Source organism: Variovorax endophyticus, from assembly GCF_025376855.1.
Classification (GTDB): domain Bacteria; phylum Pseudomonadota; class Gammaproteobacteria; order Burkholderiales; family Burkholderiaceae_C; genus Variovorax.
This window is the reverse complement of record NZ_JAHUTH010000013.1, coordinates 12,449-28,389: the sequence shown is the minus strand read 5'-3', so window position 1 is coordinate 28,389 and position 15,941 is coordinate 12,449. Positions and strand designations below refer to the sequence as shown.

Below are 15,941 nucleotides of genomic sequence, written 5' to 3'. Positions count from 1 at the left end.
CGAAAGGACCCCCACCATCATGTTGAAGATCGAATCGGTGAAGGTCTCCTACGGCGCCATCGAGGCCGTCAAGGGCGTGAGCCTCGAAGTGCGCGCGGGCGAGGTCGTCACCATCATCGGCGCCAACGGCGCCGGCAAGAGCACCCTGCTCAAGAGCATCGTCGGCCTCGAGCCCGTGGCCCAGGGCCGCGTGCTGATCGACGGCAAGGACTGCACGCAGGTGCCGCCGCACCAGCGCGTGGGCCTGGGCGTGGCGCTGTCGCCCGAGGGCCGCGGCGTGTTCCCCGACCAGACCGTGCGCGAGAACCTGATGCTCGGCGCCTACTCGCGCCGCGCCGACAAGGCCTTCGTCGAGCGCGGCATCGAGCGCGAGTTCGCGCGCTTCCCGCGCCTGAAGGAACGCCAGCACCAGCCCTCGGGCACCCTGTCGGGCGGCGAGCAGCAGATGCTCGCGATCGCGCGCGCGCTGATGAGCGAGCCGCGGCTGCTGCTGCTCGACGAGCCCTCGCTGGGCCTCGCGCCGCTGATCATCCGGGACATCTTCGATGCCATCCGCCAGCTGCGCAGCTCGGGCCTCACCATCCTGCTGGTGGAGCAGATGGCCAAGCAGGCGCTCGGCGTGGCCGACCGCGCCTACGTGCTCGAGACCGGCTGCATCACGCTCGAAGGCTCCGGCCGCGAGCTGCTCGACAACCCCAAGGTGAAGTCGGCCTACCTCGGCACGCACTGACCCCAACGTCCAACCCTTTCCAAGGAAACCCAATGACCGCACCCGCCACCAAGAAATTCGCAAGCCAGGCCGACCTCGAGGAGAAGAAGGTCTCGTTCACGCGCCTCTCGGAGAACGCCTATGCCTACACGGCCGAGGGCGACCCGAACACCGGCATCTTCATCGGCGACGAGGCCGTGATGGTGGTCGACACCCAGGCCACGCCCGCGATGGCGCAGGACGTGATCCGCCGCATCCGCGAGGTCACGCCGCTGCCGATCAAGTACGTGCTGCTGTCGCACTACCACGCGGTGCGCGTGCTCGGCGCCTCGGCCTATTTCAAGGAGGGCGCCGAGCAGATCATCGCCAGCCGCGACACCTACGACCTCATCGTCGAGCGCGGCGAGCAGGACAAGGCCAGCGAGATCGGCCGCTTCCCGCGCCTGTTCCGCAACGTCGAGTCGGTGCCGCCGGGCCTGACCTGGCCCACCATGACCTTCGACGGCACCATGAGCGTGTGGCTCGGCAAGAAGCTCGAGGTGAAGATCGCGCAGGTGGGCCGCGGCCACACCAAGGGCGACACCATCGCCTACCTGGAAGACCAGAAGATCTGCTTCGCGGGCGACCTGGTCGAATACCAGAGCACCGCCTACGCGGGCGACTGCTACTTCCGCGACTGGCCCACCACGCTCGACCGCCTGGCCGGCTTCGGCTTCGAGAAGCTGGTGCCGGGCCGCGGCGCCGCGCTCGAGAACGCCACCGACGTGCGCAAGGCCATCGCCTCCACGCGCGCCTTCATCTCCGACGTCTACACGCTGGTCAACAACGGCGTGGCGCAAGGCAAGACGCTCAACCTGATCTACAAGGAGACCGTGGCCGCGCTGCGCCCGACCTACGGCCACTGGGTGATCTTCGACCACTGCATGCCCTTCGACGTGACGCGTGCCTACGACGAGGCCACCGGCCACGTGCATCCGCGCATCTGGACCGCGGAGCGCGACATCGAGATGTGGAACGCGCTGGAAAGCTGAGGTGAACCGCAGCGCGGCCGCGCCGGTCGCCACGCCGGCCTCGGTGCAGGGCTGGATGCTGCTGGCCATGGTGCTGTGGGGCGTCAACGTCTCGGCCGTGAAGGCGCTCACCGCCTCCTTCGAGGCGCTGCCGCTGGCGGCGCTGCGCATGGCGGTGGCCTGCGTCGCGCTCAGCGCCGTCGTGCTGTGGCGGCGCGGCGGGCTGCCGCTGCTCGGCGCGCGCCAGCTGGCCGCGATGGCCGGCTGCGCCTTCCTCATGGTGTACGCCAACCAGATCCTGTTCGCGCACGGGCTGCAGCGCTCCACCGCCACCAACGGCGCGCTGATCATGGCGCTGAGCCCGCTGGTGTCGGCGCTGATGGCCGCGCTGGTGTTCCGCGAGCCGCTCACGCCGCGCCGCCTGCTCGGCGTGGCGCTGGGCTTCGCGGGCGTGGCGGCCGTGGTGCTGAGCCATCCGGGCGCCACGCTCTCGCATGCCGGCCTCGGCGACCTGATGCTCGCGCTGTCGGTCATCAGCTTCGCGGTCGGCGGCGTCGGCGTGCAGCGGCTCGCGCGGCAGCTCGATCCGCTGTCGATGAGCTGGGTCATCTACCTGATCGGCACCGCGATGCTGATCGTGCATGCCGCGCTCGGGCCTTCGCGGCTGGGCGCGGCCCAGCTCTTTCCGGGTGCGTGGCCGTGGGTGCTGGTGCTGTTCTCGGGCGTGGCCGCGACCGCGGCCGGCAACCTGATCTGGAACCGCTCCATCTCCGTCATCGGCATCGCGCGCACCGCCGTGTTCCTCTACTGGGTGCCGGTGTTCGGCGTCGGCTTCGCAGCGCTGCTGCTGGGCGAGACGCTGACCGTCTGGCACCTGTTCGGCTTCGCCGCCGTGATGGGCGGCACCTGGCTCGGCACGCGGCCGGCCAGGTCCTCTTCCTGATTCATCCATGTCCGATCCGCTTCCCCTGCTGTTCCAGCCGCTGCGCCTGCGCGGGCTCGAGCTTTCCAACCGCGTCGTCATCTCGCCCATGTGCCAGCACGCGGCCGAGCGCGGCCATGCCACGCCCTGGCACCTGGTGCACCTGGGCAAGTTCGCGCTCGGCGGCGCCGCGCTGATCCTCACCGAGAGCACCGCGGTCGATCCGCGCGGGCGCATCGGCACCGCCGACCTCGGCCTGTGGAAGGACAGCCAGGTCGCGCCGCTGAAGGCCGTGGTCGATTTCGTGCACGCGCAGGGCGGCGCCATCGGCGTGCAGCTCGCGCACGCGGGCCGCAAGTCGGGCAGCGAGCCGCTGTGGGAAGGCGGCGCGGCATTGAGCGCGCAGACCATGGCGGCCGACGAGGAACCCTGGGAGCGCCTGGGCCCGAGCGCGCTCGCGGCCGGCCCGGGCTGGTCGGCGCCGCGCGCGCTCGGCCTCGACGAGATCGAGGCCGTGGTGCAGCGTTTCGTCGATGCCGCGCGGCGCGCCGACGCGGCGGGCTTCGACGTGGTCGAGCTGCATTTCGGCCATGGCTACCTGGTCGCGAGCTTCCTCTCGCCCAATGCCAACCGGCGCGACGATGCCTATGGCGGCAGCCGCGACAAGCGCATGGCGCTCGCGCTCGAGATCGCGCGCCGCGTGCGCGCCGCCTGGCCCGAGCACAAGCCGCTGTTCTGCCGTCTCTCGGCGGTCGACGGCACGCTCGACGGCTGGAACCTCGACGACTCGGTGGTGCTGTCGCGCGCGCTCGGCGACTGCGGCGTCGACGTCATCGACTGCTCCTCGGGCGGCCTCACCGAGGAGACGCGGGCCCTGCCCGTGCCGCGCGGCCTGGGCTTCCAGGTGCCGTTCTCGGCGCGCATCCGGCGCGAGGCCGGCGTGGTCACGCAGGCCGTCGGCATGATCGTCGACGCGCGCCAGGCCGAGGCCGTGCTCGCCGCCGGCGATGCCGACCTGGTCGCGCTGGGCCGCGAGGCGCTGTTCGATCCCTACTGGGCCCACCACGCCGCCGCCGAGCTCGGCGTCGATCCCGCCTACCGCCGCTGGCCCGTGCGCCACGGCGTGTGGCTCGCCAAGCGCGCGCCGGGCCTCGCGCGTGCGCGCGCCGAGGCGGCCGCCGCATCCAACGACAAGGAGACCTCCACACCATGACCGACGCCACCATCCCCCTGCGCATGGGCCTGATCCGCAAGAAGCCCGACTGGACCGACGAAGCCTTCCGCCACCACTGGCGCCACAGCCATGGCCCGCTGGTGGCGACGCTGCCCGGGCTGCGAAGCTACCGCCAGAACCTCGTGACCGACCGGCTGCAGCGCGGCATCGATTTCGCGCGCGGCCCGTGGGACTTCGACGGCTTCTCGCAACTCGGTTTCGATGCCGCGGCGCAGGCGAATGCCGCCTTCACCGACGGCGAGCTCGCCGCGCGCATCCGCGAGGACGAGCGGCACTTCCTCGGCGGGCTGCACATCGTGGGCGTGGCGCAGAGCACCGTCATCGCGCCGCCGGCCGGACCGCACCGCCTGCTCAAGCGCATCTCCACGCTGCGCCGCCGCACCGACCTCTCGGAGGACGATTTCCGCCGCGAGTGGAAGGTGCATGCCGACCACGTGCGCCAAATGCCCGGCGTGGGCGGCTACCGCCAGAACGTCGTGACCGCGCGCGAGTTCGACAAGGGCACGCCCTGCGGCTACGAGACGCTGCCGATCGACGGCATCGTCGAGCTGTGGTTCGAGAACACGGACACCTTGAACGCCGCCTTCGGCTCGGCGCAGGGGCAGCGCACGATGGCGCATGCGAAGAGCTTCCTGGCGGAGATCACGGCCTTCGTCGTGGAGGAATACACGGTGGCCTGAGTTCGTCGCGCCCGGGTCCTCCTTCCGATGGAGGGGCCATGACTTTAGGCACTGGTTCCCTCGACGGGCCTTCGTTAACTTCGCGCGCTCTGGCGAAAGCCGGGATCGCTTGTTAACGAAGGGAGAGAACGCGATGAAGACGAAATTTCTGTGGGCCGCGGTGGCATTGGCGAGCCTGGCCGCGTGCGGTGGCGGAGGAGGCGGTGGCGGCGTCGCGCTGCCGTTCACCGCCACGCCGCTTCCCGGGCAGCAGCCCAATCCGGAACCGAACCCCGAGCCCAATCCTCCCGAGCCGAACCCGGAACCCAATCCCGCGAACAGCTCGGCCGCCTGCTTCAACGAGGCCGACCTGCGCGAAGGCACGAAGCTGGTGGTGGAGCAGACCATCACTTCCGGCGACCAGACCCAGAAGCAGCGCGTGACCCGCCTGACCCGCGGCCGCGAGGTTTTCCGCGATGCGAGCGCGGTGGAGCAGTTGCGCACCGTCTTCAACTATTTCAACAGCAGCGAGGCGCAGGACCGGCTGTACCTGGACTTCGTCGACGGCAACATCGTGCGCTACGGCACCCGCAACGGCGGCACGGGCACGAGCGCCTATGCCTACAACGATCCGACGATCCGCACACCCGTGATGACGCCGGGCCAGACCATCGACGAGAACTACGTGGTCTGGAGCGTGGAGGGCGAGATCCGCAACGAACAGCGGGTCTCCGGCACGCGGACCTACGTCGGGCGCGAGAGCCTCGAGACGGCTGTGGGGACTTTCCAGACGTGCAAGTTCTCGGCCACCGTGCGCTTCCGGCAGATCGACGGCTCGGAGCTCACGCAGGTCCAGGAGAACTGGATCGCGGCCGAAGGCCCCTATCGCGGCCAGGACCTCAAGCTCGCGGTGCGTACCGGCGACGTCCTCGCGACCTTCGCGCCGACGCAGATCACCTACGAGCCCAAGTGAGCGGGGACCGCGGCGCGCCGCCCAGGTGCCGGCCGAGCGCCGCCGTCGGCAGCTCCACCGTGCGATGGATCGCCCAGGCGAGCCCGATCGCCAGCGCGAGCGCGAGCAGCGTCGCGGCGGCCGACCCTGCGCCGTGGGCCATCAGCCAGCGGATCGCAACGTAGCCCACCAGCGAATGCAGGACGTAGAGCGGATAGGAGATGTCGGCGAAGAAGTCCAGCAGGCGTCGGGGCCGGAAGCGGTCCCTGAGCAGATAGGCCGCCGCGAAGATCAGGAGCGCGTAGCTGTAGTTCGAGACCGCGCTCGCATGCTGCTCGAAGCGCGGGGTCTTCTTCCAGGTCTCCAGGAACACGTACATCACCACGATGGCCGACACCACCAGCGCGCGCGCCGGGATCCGGCGCACGAACGCGAAGTGGAACAGCGTGCCGATCAGCATGAACGGCAGGAACATGAGGTCCGCGCTCATGCCCGCGACGAAGAGCTGCCAATGCCCGATCGGCACCACGTTCCAACCCTTGGGCACGCTGCGCAGCGCGATGTACAGCAGCACCGCGAAGGCGGCGATGGTCCAGGTCGGCCAGCGCCGCAGCAGTGGCCACAGCAGCATCGCCACCAGGTAGAACTTGAGCTCGACGGCGAGCGTCCAGTTGACGAGGTCGGTCGTCAGGTGTCCGGTCTGGCCCTGCACCAGCAGCAGGTTCGCGAGCAGCTGGGCCGGATCCACGTGGAAGGCGAGCCCCCAGTGGAGGCTGGAGAGCCATACCGCGAGCAGCGAGACGGCACTGGCCGCCCAGTAGGTCGGGAAGATGCGCAGCAGCCGCGCGATCACGAAGCGCGCGCGGCCGAGCTTGTGCAGCGAGAACGGGATCACGAAGCCGCTGACGAGGAAGAACAGGGCCACGCCCAGCGGCCCGAGGCTCAGCGTGGGAATCGAGAGCCATCGCTGCGATGCGGGCATGGCGCCCGTGGCTGGTGGCGCGAAGATGTACTGCGCGACCAGGTCGCGCTCGGTCCAGTAGGCCAGCGCATAGTGGCTGGCGATCACCAGCAGGACGGCCAGGCCGCGCAACTGGTTGGCGAAGGCGATCTTTCCCTGCGCGGGCGTCGTCATTGGATGGCTCGGGCCCCGGCGCGCTTCGCATGCTGGCCGGGTGCCTTCGCGAGACCTTGTCGTTTCGTGGGGTCGGCGCGATTCTAGTGTCGGGTCCTGTCGCTTCGCGGGCACAAGCGTCGCATGGGATGGAGAGGCCTCATGCCCGATGCATGCGCGCGCAGGTTCGTGGACAACCGCGCCGGCCTCGTTCCGACCCGAGCGGCGCCGCCCGCGCTCAGCGCCGGTCGAGCGCCGACAGGCGCGGATCCGCGGGATCGAACCCCCAGTCGCGCAAGGCCTCGTCGCCACCGCCGCGCGCCTCGGCCGGCGCACGGCCGGCGACGCTCGCGGTGCGCGAGAAGCGCGGCGCCGGCGCGGGCTGGCGCGCGCCATCGATGTGCACGAAGCTCTCGCGCGCCACGTGGTGCGCATGGCCCGGCACTTCGCCGAGCGACAGAACGGGCGTCACGCAAGCCTCGGTGCCGTCGAAGACCGCGCACCACGCATCGCGCGTGCGCGTGGCGAAGAGGTCGGCGAACCTGCGCCGCGTCTCGGGCCAGGCCGCGCGGTCGTGCTGCGGCGGCAGCGCATCGGGCGCCAGGCCCAGTCCCGCGAGCAGCGCGGCATAGAACGCGGGTTCGATGGCACCGACCGCCAGGTGCCGGCCGTCGCTGGTCTCGTACACGCCGTAGAAGGGGGCGCCGCCGTCGAGCAGGTTGGCCTCGCGGCGGTCCAGCCATTCGCCCGTGGCCACGCGACCCAGGATCGGCGCCATCAGCAGCAGCGAGCCGTCGACCATCGCCGCGTCGACGACCTGCCCCTGGCCGCTGGTGCGCGCCTCCAGCACGGCCGCCATCACGCCGAGCGCCAGCAGCATCGCACCGCCGCCGAAGTCGCCGACGAGGTTGAGCGGGGGCACCGGCCTGTCGGCCGTGCCGGTGGCATGCAGCGCACCCGTGAGGCCGATGTAGTTGATGTCGTGGCCCACGGCCCGCGCGAGCGGCCCGTGCTGGCCCCAGCCCGTCATGCGCCCGTAGACCAGCGCGGGCGATGCCGCCAGGCAGGCCTCGGGCCCGAGGCCCAGGCGCTCCATCACGCCGGGGCGGTGGCCTTCGAGCAGCACGTGCGCGTTGCGCGCGAGCGCGAGCACCGCGTCGCGCGCGGCCGGGTCCTTGAGGTCGGCCGTCACGCCGCGCCGGCCGCGCAGCACCGTCTCGTGCCGCGCGTCGCGCGCGATGCCCATGCCGGCCGGCGCGGGCCGTGCGATGCGCAGCACGTCGGCGCCCATGTCCGCGAGCATCATCGCGGCCCAGGGCACGGGGCCGATGGCGTCGAATTCCAGCACGCGAAGGCCGTGCAGCGGTCCCATGGCCGAAGTCCTTCAGCGCGAGAAATCGACGAGCACGCGGCCCGAGCTCGCGCCATCGAGCTGCCGTGCGCTGTGCTCCATCAACGCGCCCAGCGGGATGTGCCGCACATGCGGCAGCACGGCCGCCATGTCGGGTTTCCATTCGGCCGCGAGCTTCGCCCACAGGCGCCGCCGCTGCTCCACGGGCGCATTCGCCACGATGCCGAACAATTGCGCGCGCCGCATGATGAAGGGCAGCACGCTGCCCTCGTAGCTGTTGCCGGCCGCGTTGCCCACCGATGCCACGGCGCCGCCGTCGGCCAGCGAGCGCAGCAGCCATGACAGCATCGGCCCGCCGACGTTGTCGATGGCGGCCGCGAAGCGCGGCTTCTCCAGCGGGCGCTGCGGCGCGTCGAGCACGGCGGCGTCGATCACCTCGTGCGCGCCGATGGCGCGCAGCCGCTCCTCCTGCGCCATGCGGCGCGTGATGGCCGCCACGCGATAGCCGGCGCGCGCGAAGAGGGCCGTGCCCAGCAGGCCGACCGCGCCGCCCGCGCCGCTCATCGCCACGCTGCCCGCGTCGGGGGCGATGCCGAGTTCGATGAAGCGCTCGAGCGCCATCGCGGCCGTGAAGCCGGGCACGCCGATGACGGCGGCCTCGTGCGGCGTGAGTCCCTGCGGCACGGCCTGCACGTGCGCGGCGGGCACGCGCACGCAGGCGGAGAAGCCGCCATCGAACGCGATGCCGGTCTGGAAGCCGTGCACGAGCACGGCCTGGCCGGGCTCGAAGGCCGCCACCGATGACGCGAGCACCTCGCCGACCAGCTCGATGCCCGCCACGCGCGGGTACGACGTAATGATCTTCGCGCGGCCGTGCAGCGAGAGGCAGTCCTTGTAGTTCACGCCCGCATACAGGTTGCGCACCACGATCTCGCCCGCGGACAGATCGTCGAGCCGCAGGGTTTCCAGCCGGCTCCGGACCTGGCCCTCGGCGGTCTGGTGCGTGCGAAGGGCTTCGAATGTCTGGGGTATGGGCATGGGGCCATCTGACCAGCCGCGGACCGCATCCGCAAGCCGGTGTTTCGCCTGTCGAAACACGACTCGACCGCGCGCGCCGCGCGGCGCCACCATGCAGGCCCCCCGACCGGAGACCCACCCGATGACGACAGGCACACATGCCGCCCGACTGTTCGGCGATCACTTTCTCGAACGCCTGCAACCCGACGAGCAGGCCACGGTCCGACGCGTGCGCGACCTGTGCCGCGACACGCTCGGGCCGCGGGCCGACGCCGTCTCGCGCGAGGACCTGTTCGCCTGGGACACCTTCCGCACGCTCGCGCGCGAAGGCGTGATCGCCACCGCGTTCCCGCGCGAGTACGGCGGCACCGATGCGCGCCAGGCGCTGCGCATCCGCCTCATCGAGGAGCTGGGCCGCGTGTGCAGCACCTCGGCCTCGATGATCACGGGCACCGACCTGTCGAGCCGCGCCATCGTCGCGGGCGCGAGCGAGGCGCTGCGCCGCGAGATCGTGCCGCGGCTGTGCACCGGCGAGCTGCAGGCGGCCTTCGCGCTGACCGAGCCCGGCGCGGGCTCCGACGTGCGCGGCCTCGCGACCACGATCCGACGCGAGGGCGAGCGCTACCTCGTCACGGGCCGCAAGAAGTTCATCACGCGCGCGAGCACGGCCGACTGGTTCGCGGTGGTGGGCCGCGCCGAGGACGATCCCTCGGTGTTCATCGCGGTGCTGATGCCGCGCGACGCCGAGGGCTTCCGCATCGGCACGGAGGTCGACAAGCTGGGCTGGTTCGGCGTGCCGATCTCCTCGCTCGAATTCGATGCGGTCGAGGTGCCCGCCTCGCACCGCCTCGGCGCGGAGGGCGATGGCTTCTCGCTCGCGCAGGACGCGCTGCTGCGCGCGCGCATCGGGCATGCCGCGATGGCGCTGGGCCGCGCCATCGGCGCGGTCGAGATCGCGAGCCGCTATGCGAGCGAACGCACCGTGTTCGGCAGGCGCGAGGGCGAGCATCAAGGAGTGCAGTGGATGCTGGCCGACATGGTCACGCAGATCGAGGCCAGCCGCGCGCTGCTCGCGCTCACGGCCTACAAGTACGACACGGGCGCGAGCGACGTGTCGATCTTCGCGTCCATGGCCAAGCTGCAGGCCACCGACCTGTGCATGAAGGTCGTGACCGATGCGCTGCAGCTCACGGGCGGGCGCGGCTACCTGCGCGACTTTCCGCTCGAGCGCTTCTTCCGCGACGCCAAGCTCAACCAGATCGGGGAGGGCGCGAGCGAGGTGCACAAGACCGTCATCGGCCGCGATGTGATGCGCCGCGCGCCGCTGGCCGAGCGCAACCCCTGCCTGCGCGACGGGCCGCTCACCGACTACTGAAGGCTCAGATCACCTTCTCCGCGCGCAGCGCATCGAGCGTTGCGGCGTCCAGGCCGAACTCGCCATAGACCTCGGCGTTGTGCTCGCCGGTGTCGGGCCCGGTGCGCGGGATCGGCAGTTCGCGGCCGGGCACGCGCGGCACCACGCAGGGTGCGGGCAGGCTGCCGTAGTCGGGGTCGGGCAGCCGGATGATCGCCTCGCGCGCGCGGTAGTGCGGGTCCTGCTCGATGTCGGCGATGGTGAAGATCTTGCTGAAGGGAATGCCGGCCTCCTCGAGCCTGCGCTCGACGGTGTCGTAGTCGTGCGCGGCGAACCACTGGCCGAGCCCTTCGTCGAGTGCCACGAGGTTCAGTACGCGCGCGGGGTTGGTGGCGAAGCGCGGGTCGCCCGCCCACTCGGGCTTTCCGACGGCCGCGCACAGGCGCTGGAAGATCGGGTCCGACGACGCGACCACCGAGAAGTAGATGCCGTCGCGGCTGCGGTACATGTTCGAGGGCGCGGTGTAGCTCGCGCAGTTGCCCGCGGGCATGCGGACCGTGCCGAGCTGCTCGTGCTCCACGGGCAGCGGGTCGAGCAGGCGGAACAGCGCCTCGGTGGCGGCCAGGTCCACTTCGCAGCCGAGCGCCTGTGGGTCGCCGCGCAGGCGCGCCATTTCCGAGGCGATCGAGAACGCGCAGAACAGCCCCGCCACCGCATCGCCGACCGGGAAATTGCTGTGCAGCGGCGAGCCGCCGGCTTCGCCCGTGAGGTTGGTGAAGCCGCTCATGGCCTCGAAGATGCGCGCGAAGCCCGGCCGCGACTTGTAGGGGCCGGTCTGGCCGAAGCCCGTGAGCCGCACCACCACGAGCCGCGGGTTGGCGCGATGCAGCGTGGCCAGGTCCAGGCCCCAGCGGTCGAGCGTGCCGGTGCGGAAGTTCTCCACCAGCACGTCGAACTGCGTCACAAGCCGGAGCAGCAGCGCGCGGCCGGCGGGCTGGCGCACGTCGAGCGTGATGCCGCGCTTGCCGCGGTTGGCGATCTTCCACCACAGCGCCTTGCCGTCCTTCACGGGTTGCAGGCCGCGCAGTGCATCGCCGCCGCCGGGCAGCTCGAGCTTCACCACCTCGGCGCCCTGGTCGGCGCACAGCGTGGCGCCCAGGGGCGCGGCCAGCACGGTGGCCATGTCGAGGATGCGCACGCCCGAAAGGGCGCCGCGCGCGGGTCGTCGTGGGGTGTCGTCGGGGGAATGCAAACGTGGCTCCAAGGCCGGGGCGAAGGGCTCCGGGTTCGAGCCGGTTTTGCCAGACGCCACGCGGGCCAACAATCGCTGTTTCGCACAGCGAAACACCCTCCACGTTTCATTGACGCCCCATTTCGAACGGCCAATCATGCCCACACCAACGCGCACCACTTCACGCATGACAAGCATCGCGCTCCCGGGTCTCGTCGACCCGCACGACCTCACCGCCGACCGCCAGTTCTCGATGAACCTGGCGCGCGGCATGGAAGTGCTGCGCGTGTTCACCAGCGCCGACCCGGTGCTCGGCAACCGCGAGATCTCGGACCGCAGCGGCCTGCCCAAGCCCACGGTCTCGCGCATCACCTACACGCTCACCCTGCTGGGCTACCTGAGCCGCGACGGCGCCACGCAGAAATACAAACTCGGGCCCGGCGTGCTGTCGCTGGGCTACCCGCTGCTGGCCAGCATGCAGGTGCGCCAGGTCGCGCGTCCCATCATGGAAAGGCTGGCGCGCGAGACGGGCTGCTCGGTGAACCTGGGCATGCGCGACCGTTCGGACGTGGTCTACGTCGACACCATCCGCACCGACAACACCAACACCCACATGCCCGACATCGGCAGCACGCGCCCGCTGCTGGCCGCCGCGATCGGCCGTGCGCTGATGCTGGCCTGCACCGCGCCGGAACGCTCGGCCATCCTCAACCGGCTGCGGCTGCAGGACTCGGCCCTGTTCCAGCAGTTGCGCCCCGCGTGGGAAGCCGACCAGAAGCTCTTTGCCGCGCGCGGCTTCTGCCACTCGCGCGGCGACTGGAAGAAGGACATCCATGCCGTCGCCGTGCCCGTGCGCGTGCCGCCGCGCGAAACGCCGCTGGCGATGAACTGCACGCTCGCCACCTACCGATCGCCCGGCGAGCGCATGGAACGCAAGGTCGCGCCGCTGCTGCTCGATGCCGTGCGCCAGCTCGAAACCGCGCAGGGCCTGCGCTGAACCAGAAACCGGAACCTCGAACCCATGATCCGCAGCCCCGACAAGTTCAATGCCCTGCTCGCCGAAGTCCGCGACTTCATCCGCAACGAATGCATGCCCATCGAGGCCCAGGTCGATCGCGACGACCTCATCCCCGAGCCCGTGGTCGAGCGCATGCGCGCGCTGGGCCTGTTCGGCCACAGCATTCCCGAGCAGTACGGCGGCGCGGGTCTCACGAGCGAGGAGCTGTCGCTGGTGAACATGGAGGTCTCGCAGGCTGCCACCACCTTCCGCGCGCGCTTCGGCGGCAACACGGGCATCGCGTCCGAGTCGCTGGTGGTCGACGGCACGCCCGAGCAGAAGCAGCGCTGGCTGCCCGAACTGGCCAGCGGCCGTCTCACGGGCTGCTTCGCGCTCACCGAGCCCGAGGCCGGCTCCGACGCCACCGCGCAGCGGACCGTGGCGGTGCGCGACGGCGAGCACTACCGCATCACGGGCCGCAAGTGCTTCATCACCAATGCGCCCATCGCCGGCCTGTTCACCGTGTTCGCGCGCACCGATCCGCAGGCCAGGGGCGCGGCCGGCATCACGGCCTTCCTGGTCGAGCGCGACACGCCCGGCCTCTCGGCGCCCGCGGGCTATCGCAAGATGGGACAGCACGGCTCGCCGGTCGGCGAGGTGATCCTCGAGGGCTGCCGCGTGCACGAGTCGGCCATCGTCGGCGGCGTGCCGGGCCTGGGCTTCAAGACGGCGATGAAGGCGCTGAACAAGCAGCGCATCAATCTCGCGGGGCTGTGCATCGGGCCGGCCATCCGGCTGGTCGACGAGATGGTGGCGCGCGCTGCCTCGCGCCGGCAGTTCGGCCAGCCCATCGGCGAGTTCCAGCTGGTGCAGCAGATGATCGCCGAGAGCAACACCGAAGTGCATGCCGCGCGCGCGCTGCTGCTGGAGACGGCGCGCAAGCGCGACGACGGCGCCGACGTGACCATGGAGGCCTCGATGTGCAAGCTGTTCGCCTCCGAGATGTGCGGCCGCGTGGCCGACCGCGCGGTGCAGGTCTTCGGCGGCGGCGGCTACATCAACGACAACGTGGCCGAGCGCTTCTACCGCGACGTGCGGCTGTTCCGCCTCTACGAAGGCACGAGCCAGATCCACCTCACCAACATCGCGCGCCGCACCATGGCACGAGCCGGGCACCAGACCTGACAAGGTGTGAGCCGGCGGCGCGCGCCAGCCATCATCAACGGAGACAACCCATGACCCTCAAAGGCACCTTGCTGGCCGCGCTCCTCGCCGTCCAGTCGCTGGCAATGACCGCACCCGCGTTCGCGCAGGGCGACTACCCGAGCAAGCCGATCCGCATCATCGTGCCGTTCACCGCCGGGGGCGTGGTCGATTCGATCGCGCGGCTGGTGGGCGAACGGCTGTCGTCCAAGTACGGCCAGCCCGTCATCGTCGAGAACCGGACCGGTGCCGGCGGCTCGATCGGCACCGACTACGTGGCCAAGGCCGCGCCCGACGGCTACACGCTGCTGTGCGTGAGCCCCGGCCATGCGGTCACGCCGAGCCTGATCAAGGGCGTGGCGTGGAATCCCGTGCGCGACTTCCGCGCCATCGAGGGCTTCGGCGTGATCCCCAACGTGTTCGTGGTGCCGGCCGAGGTGCCCGCGAAGACCATGGCGGAACTGGTCGCGATGGCGAAGAAGGCCAATCCGCCGCTGACCTATGCGACGGCCGGCGTGGGCACGTCCAATCACCTGTCGGGCGAACTGCTGGCGCAGAGCGCGGAGCTCAAGCTCACGCACGTGCCCTATCGCGGCCAGCCCGATGCGCTCGGCGATCTGCTCGCGGGCCGCGTGACGATGATGCCGCTCACCGTGGCGCTGGCCGTGCCGCACATCAAGTCGGGCAAGCTGCGGCCGCTGGCCGTGACCACGAGCAAGCGTTCCGGCGCCTTGCCCGACACGCCCACGGTGGCGGAGTCCACGGGGCTGAAGGGCTACGACGTGGGCACGTGGTTCGGCTTCGTCGCGCCGGTGAAGACGCCCGATGCCATCGTCGCCAGGCTGTCCGCCGACGTGGCCGAGATCCTGGCCGATCCCGCGATGAAGCCCAAGCTCGACCTGCTCGGCCTCGAGGTGGCGCCGCAGGGCCCGAAACAGTTCGATGCCTTCATCGCGAGCGAGTACGACAAGTGGAGCAAGGTCATCAAGACGGCGGGCATCGAGGCGCAATGAGCGCCGCGAGCCCATCGCCCCTGCGGCCGCCGCTGTGCGAGCGGCTGGGCATCCGCCATCCGATCTTCGGCTTCTCGCACTCGGTGGAGGTGTGCGTGGCCATCGCGCGGGCGGGCGGCTTCCCGGTGCTGGGACTCGCGCGCGAGCTGCCGCACGAGATCCCGCACATCCTGGCCGAGGCCAGCGAACGCATGGCGGGCCTGCCGTACGGCATCGACCTGATGCTGCCCTCGCAGGTGCCCGACGAAGCCGCGAGCATCGAGAGCGTGCGCGCACAACTGCCCGCGCCGCATGTGGCCTTCGTCGACGGCCTGCGCGAGCGCTTCCAGGTCAAGCCGCCACAGCGGCCCAGCTTCTTCACGAGCCAGGTCCGCACCCGGGCGCTGTTCGACGCGCAGATCGAGGCCGTGCTCGACTCCGACGCGCGCGGCGTGGCCACGGCCATCGGCCTGCGCGCCGACCTCATCGAGCGCGCGAAGGCGCGCGGCAAGCTCACCTTCTCGCTGGTCGGCTCGGTGCGGCATGCGCGCAAGGCGCTCGACATGGGCGTGGAGGTGCTGGTGGCGCAGGGCTACGACGCGGGCGGCCACACCGGCACGGTCGGCACGCTGTCGCTGCTGCCGCAGGTCATCGCCGAGGCGGGCGAGGTGCCGGTGCTGGCGGCCGGCGGCATCGCCACCGGCGCGCAGGTGCTGGGCGTGCTGGGCATGGGCGCGCAAGGCGCCTGGCTCGGCACCTTGTGGATGGGCGCGAAGGAGAACCACACGCCGCCCGCGCTGCTGCGGCGGCTCATCGCCAGCGGCAGCGAGGACACGCTGATCACGCGCGCCCACAGCGGCAAGCCCTGCCGCGTGGTGCGCAGCGACTGGATCGATGCCTGGAACGAGCCCGGCGCGCCCGCGCCGCTGGGCATGCCGCAGCAGCAGGCGCTCACGGGCGACGTGTTCGCCTCGATGCACGAGTTCGACGACGCGCGGCTGATCTACGAGGCGGCCGGCCAGAGCGTGTTCGGCATCGAGCGGGAGACCACGGTGGGCGAGCAGATGGATGCGCTGGTTGACGGCATGCGGGGCGCGTGGGAGCGCATGTGGCGCTGGGACGCCCGATAGGGGCCGGCAGCGCGCGGGGCGGGCTGTTTTGTCCCACGTTTGTCCCGGTCGAAAAAAAAAGCCGTT

Annotated in this window: 15 protein-coding genes; 11 read left to right on the top strand and 4 right to left on the bottom strand. The window is 71.0% G+C overall.

Features of this window, described 5'->3' with window-relative positions; translation table 11 throughout:
- Nucleotides 1–19: 19 nt before the first annotated feature.
- From KV106_RS18100 to KV106_RS18075, 6 genes are all read left to right on the top strand, one after another.
- Complete coding sequence (locus tag KV106_RS18100; RefSeq protein ID WP_261211493.1) at nt 20–730, top strand: ABC transporter ATP-binding protein; 711 nt, start codon at nt 20–22, stop codon at nt 728–730.
- A 32-nt stretch (nt 731–762) separates the two neighbouring features.
- The gene (locus KV106_RS18095) at nt 763–1,740 is read left to right on the top strand and encodes an MBL fold metallo-hydrolase (protein WP_057590837.1); all 978 of its coding nucleotides are present in this window, start codon (nt 763–765) and stop codon (nt 1,738–1,740) included.
- A gap of 1 nt (nt 1,741) precedes the next feature.
- Nucleotides 1,742–2,662 carry a DMT family transporter gene (locus KV106_RS18090; RefSeq protein WP_261211492.1) on the top strand — a complete coding sequence of 307 codons (921 nt, stop codon included), beginning with the start codon at nt 1,742–1,744 and terminating at the stop codon, nt 2,660–2,662.
- Between the two features lie 7 nt (nt 2,663–2,669).
- Complete coding sequence (locus KV106_RS18085; protein WP_261211491.1) at nt 2,670–3,854, top strand: NADH:flavin oxidoreductase/NADH oxidase; 1,185 nt, start codon at nt 2,670–2,672, stop codon at nt 3,852–3,854.
- Complete coding sequence (locus tag KV106_RS18080) at nt 3,851–4,555, top strand: EthD domain-containing protein (protein ID WP_057590839.1); 705 nt, start codon at nt 3,851–3,853, stop codon at nt 4,553–4,555. The genes KV106_RS18085 and KV106_RS18080 overlap by 4 nt, the downstream gene beginning before the upstream one ends.
- A gap of 133 nt (nt 4,556–4,688) precedes the next feature.
- Nucleotides 4,689–5,507: a hypothetical protein gene (locus tag KV106_RS18075; protein WP_261211489.1), complete on the top strand. Its 819-nt coding sequence runs from the start codon at nt 4,689–4,691 to the stop codon at nt 5,505–5,507.
- On the opposite strand, the gene KV106_RS18070 is transcribed toward KV106_RS18075, so the two are convergent.
- From KV106_RS18070 to KV106_RS18060, 3 genes are all read right to left on the bottom strand, one after another.
- Nucleotides 5,488–6,621: an acyltransferase family protein gene (locus tag KV106_RS18070; protein WP_261211487.1), complete on the bottom strand. Its 1,134-nt coding sequence runs from the start codon at nt 6,619–6,621 to the stop codon at nt 5,488–5,490. The two genes, KV106_RS18075 and KV106_RS18070, sit on opposite strands and share 20 nt — an antisense overlap.
- Before the next feature lie 217 nt (nt 6,622–6,838).
- Entirely contained in the window at nt 6,839–7,972 is a 1,134-nt protein-coding gene (locus KV106_RS18065; protein WP_057590842.1) for a CaiB/BaiF CoA transferase family protein, read from the bottom strand.
- 12 nt (nt 7,973–7,984) lie between these two features.
- Nucleotides 7,985–8,989, bottom strand: coding sequence for a YhdH/YhfP family quinone oxidoreductase (locus KV106_RS18060; RefSeq protein WP_261211484.1), 1,005 nt, complete (start codon nt 8,987–8,989; stop codon nt 7,985–7,987).
- A gap of 121 nt (nt 8,990–9,110) precedes the next feature.
- On the opposite strand from KV106_RS18060, the gene KV106_RS18055 reads away from it, so the two are divergent.
- A complete protein-coding gene (locus KV106_RS18055) occupies nt 9,111–10,343 on the top strand; it encodes an acyl-CoA dehydrogenase family protein (RefSeq protein WP_261211483.1) in 1,233 nt (410 codons plus the stop codon).
- Nucleotides 10,344–10,347: 4 nt separating this feature from the next.
- Here KV106_RS18055 and KV106_RS18050 read toward each other — a convergent pair whose 3' ends face one another.
- A complete protein-coding gene (locus tag KV106_RS18050) occupies nt 10,348–11,574 on the bottom strand; it encodes a CaiB/BaiF CoA transferase family protein (protein WP_261211481.1) in 1,227 nt (408 codons plus the stop codon).
- A 166-nt stretch (nt 11,575–11,740) separates the two neighbouring features.
- Between KV106_RS18050 and KV106_RS18045 the strand changes: the two genes are divergently transcribed.
- From KV106_RS18045 to KV106_RS18030, 4 genes are read left to right on the top strand one after another with little or no spacing between them, the layout of a single operon-like run.
- Nucleotides 11,741–12,550 (top strand): IclR family transcriptional regulator, encoded by an 810-nt coding sequence (locus KV106_RS18045; protein WP_057590846.1) that lies wholly within the window; start codon nt 11,741–11,743, stop codon nt 12,548–12,550.
- Nucleotides 12,551–12,574: 24 nt separating this feature from the next.
- A complete protein-coding gene (locus tag KV106_RS18040) occupies nt 12,575–13,735 on the top strand; it encodes an acyl-CoA dehydrogenase family protein (protein WP_261211477.1) in 1,161 nt (386 codons plus the stop codon).
- A 50-nt stretch (nt 13,736–13,785) separates the two neighbouring features.
- Nucleotides 13,786–14,766, top strand: a complete 981-nt coding sequence (locus KV106_RS18035; protein WP_261211475.1) for a Bug family tripartite tricarboxylate transporter substrate binding protein — start codon at nt 13,786–13,788, stop codon at nt 14,764–14,766.
- Entirely contained in the window at nt 14,763–15,875 is a 1,113-nt protein-coding gene (locus KV106_RS18030; protein WP_261211474.1) for an NAD(P)H-dependent flavin oxidoreductase, read from the top strand. Before KV106_RS18035 ends, KV106_RS18030 begins: the two co-directional genes overlap by 4 nt.
- Nucleotides 15,876–15,941: the final 66 nt, after the last annotated feature.

What these genes read in the sequence shown, in the direction of transcription:
- KV106_RS18100 (WP_261211493.1), top strand. Translation starts at nt 20, where the DNA reads ATGTTGAAGATCGAATCGGTGAAGGTCTCCTACGGCGCCATCGAGGCC.
- KV106_RS18095 (WP_057590837.1), top strand. Translation starts at nt 763, where the DNA reads ATGACCGCACCCGCCACCAAGAAATTCGCAAGCCAGGCCGACCTCGAG.
- KV106_RS18085 (WP_261211491.1), top strand. Translation starts at nt 2,670, where the DNA reads ATGTCCGATCCGCTTCCCCTGCTGTTCCAGCCGCTGCGCCTGCGCGGG.
- KV106_RS18080 (WP_057590839.1), top strand. Translation starts at nt 3,851, where the DNA reads ATGACCGACGCCACCATCCCCCTGCGCATGGGCCTGATCCGCAAGAAG.
- KV106_RS18075 (WP_261211489.1), top strand. Translation starts at nt 4,689, where the DNA reads ATGAAGACGAAATTTCTGTGGGCCGCGGTGGCATTGGCGAGCCTGGCC.
- KV106_RS18070 (WP_261211487.1), bottom strand. Translation starts at nt 6,621, where the DNA reads ATGACGACGCCCGCGCAGGGAAAGATCGCCTTCGCCAACCAGTTGCGC.
- KV106_RS18065 (WP_057590842.1), bottom strand. Translation starts at nt 7,972, where the DNA reads ATGGGACCGCTGCACGGCCTTCGCGTGCTGGAATTCGACGCCATCGGC.
- KV106_RS18060 (WP_261211484.1), bottom strand. Translation starts at nt 8,989, where the DNA reads ATGCCCATACCCCAGACATTCGAAGCCCTTCGCACGCACCAGACCGCC.
- KV106_RS18055 (WP_261211483.1), top strand. Translation starts at nt 9,111, where the DNA reads ATGACGACAGGCACACATGCCGCCCGACTGTTCGGCGATCACTTTCTC.
- KV106_RS18045 (WP_057590846.1), top strand. Translation starts at nt 11,741, where the DNA reads ATGACAAGCATCGCGCTCCCGGGTCTCGTCGACCCGCACGACCTCACC.
- KV106_RS18040 (WP_261211477.1), top strand. Translation starts at nt 12,575, where the DNA reads ATGATCCGCAGCCCCGACAAGTTCAATGCCCTGCTCGCCGAAGTCCGC.
- KV106_RS18035 (WP_261211475.1), top strand. Translation starts at nt 13,786, where the DNA reads ATGACCCTCAAAGGCACCTTGCTGGCCGCGCTCCTCGCCGTCCAGTCG.
- KV106_RS18030 (WP_261211474.1), top strand. Translation starts at nt 14,763, where the DNA reads ATGAGCGCCGCGAGCCCATCGCCCCTGCGGCCGCCGCTGTGCGAGCGG.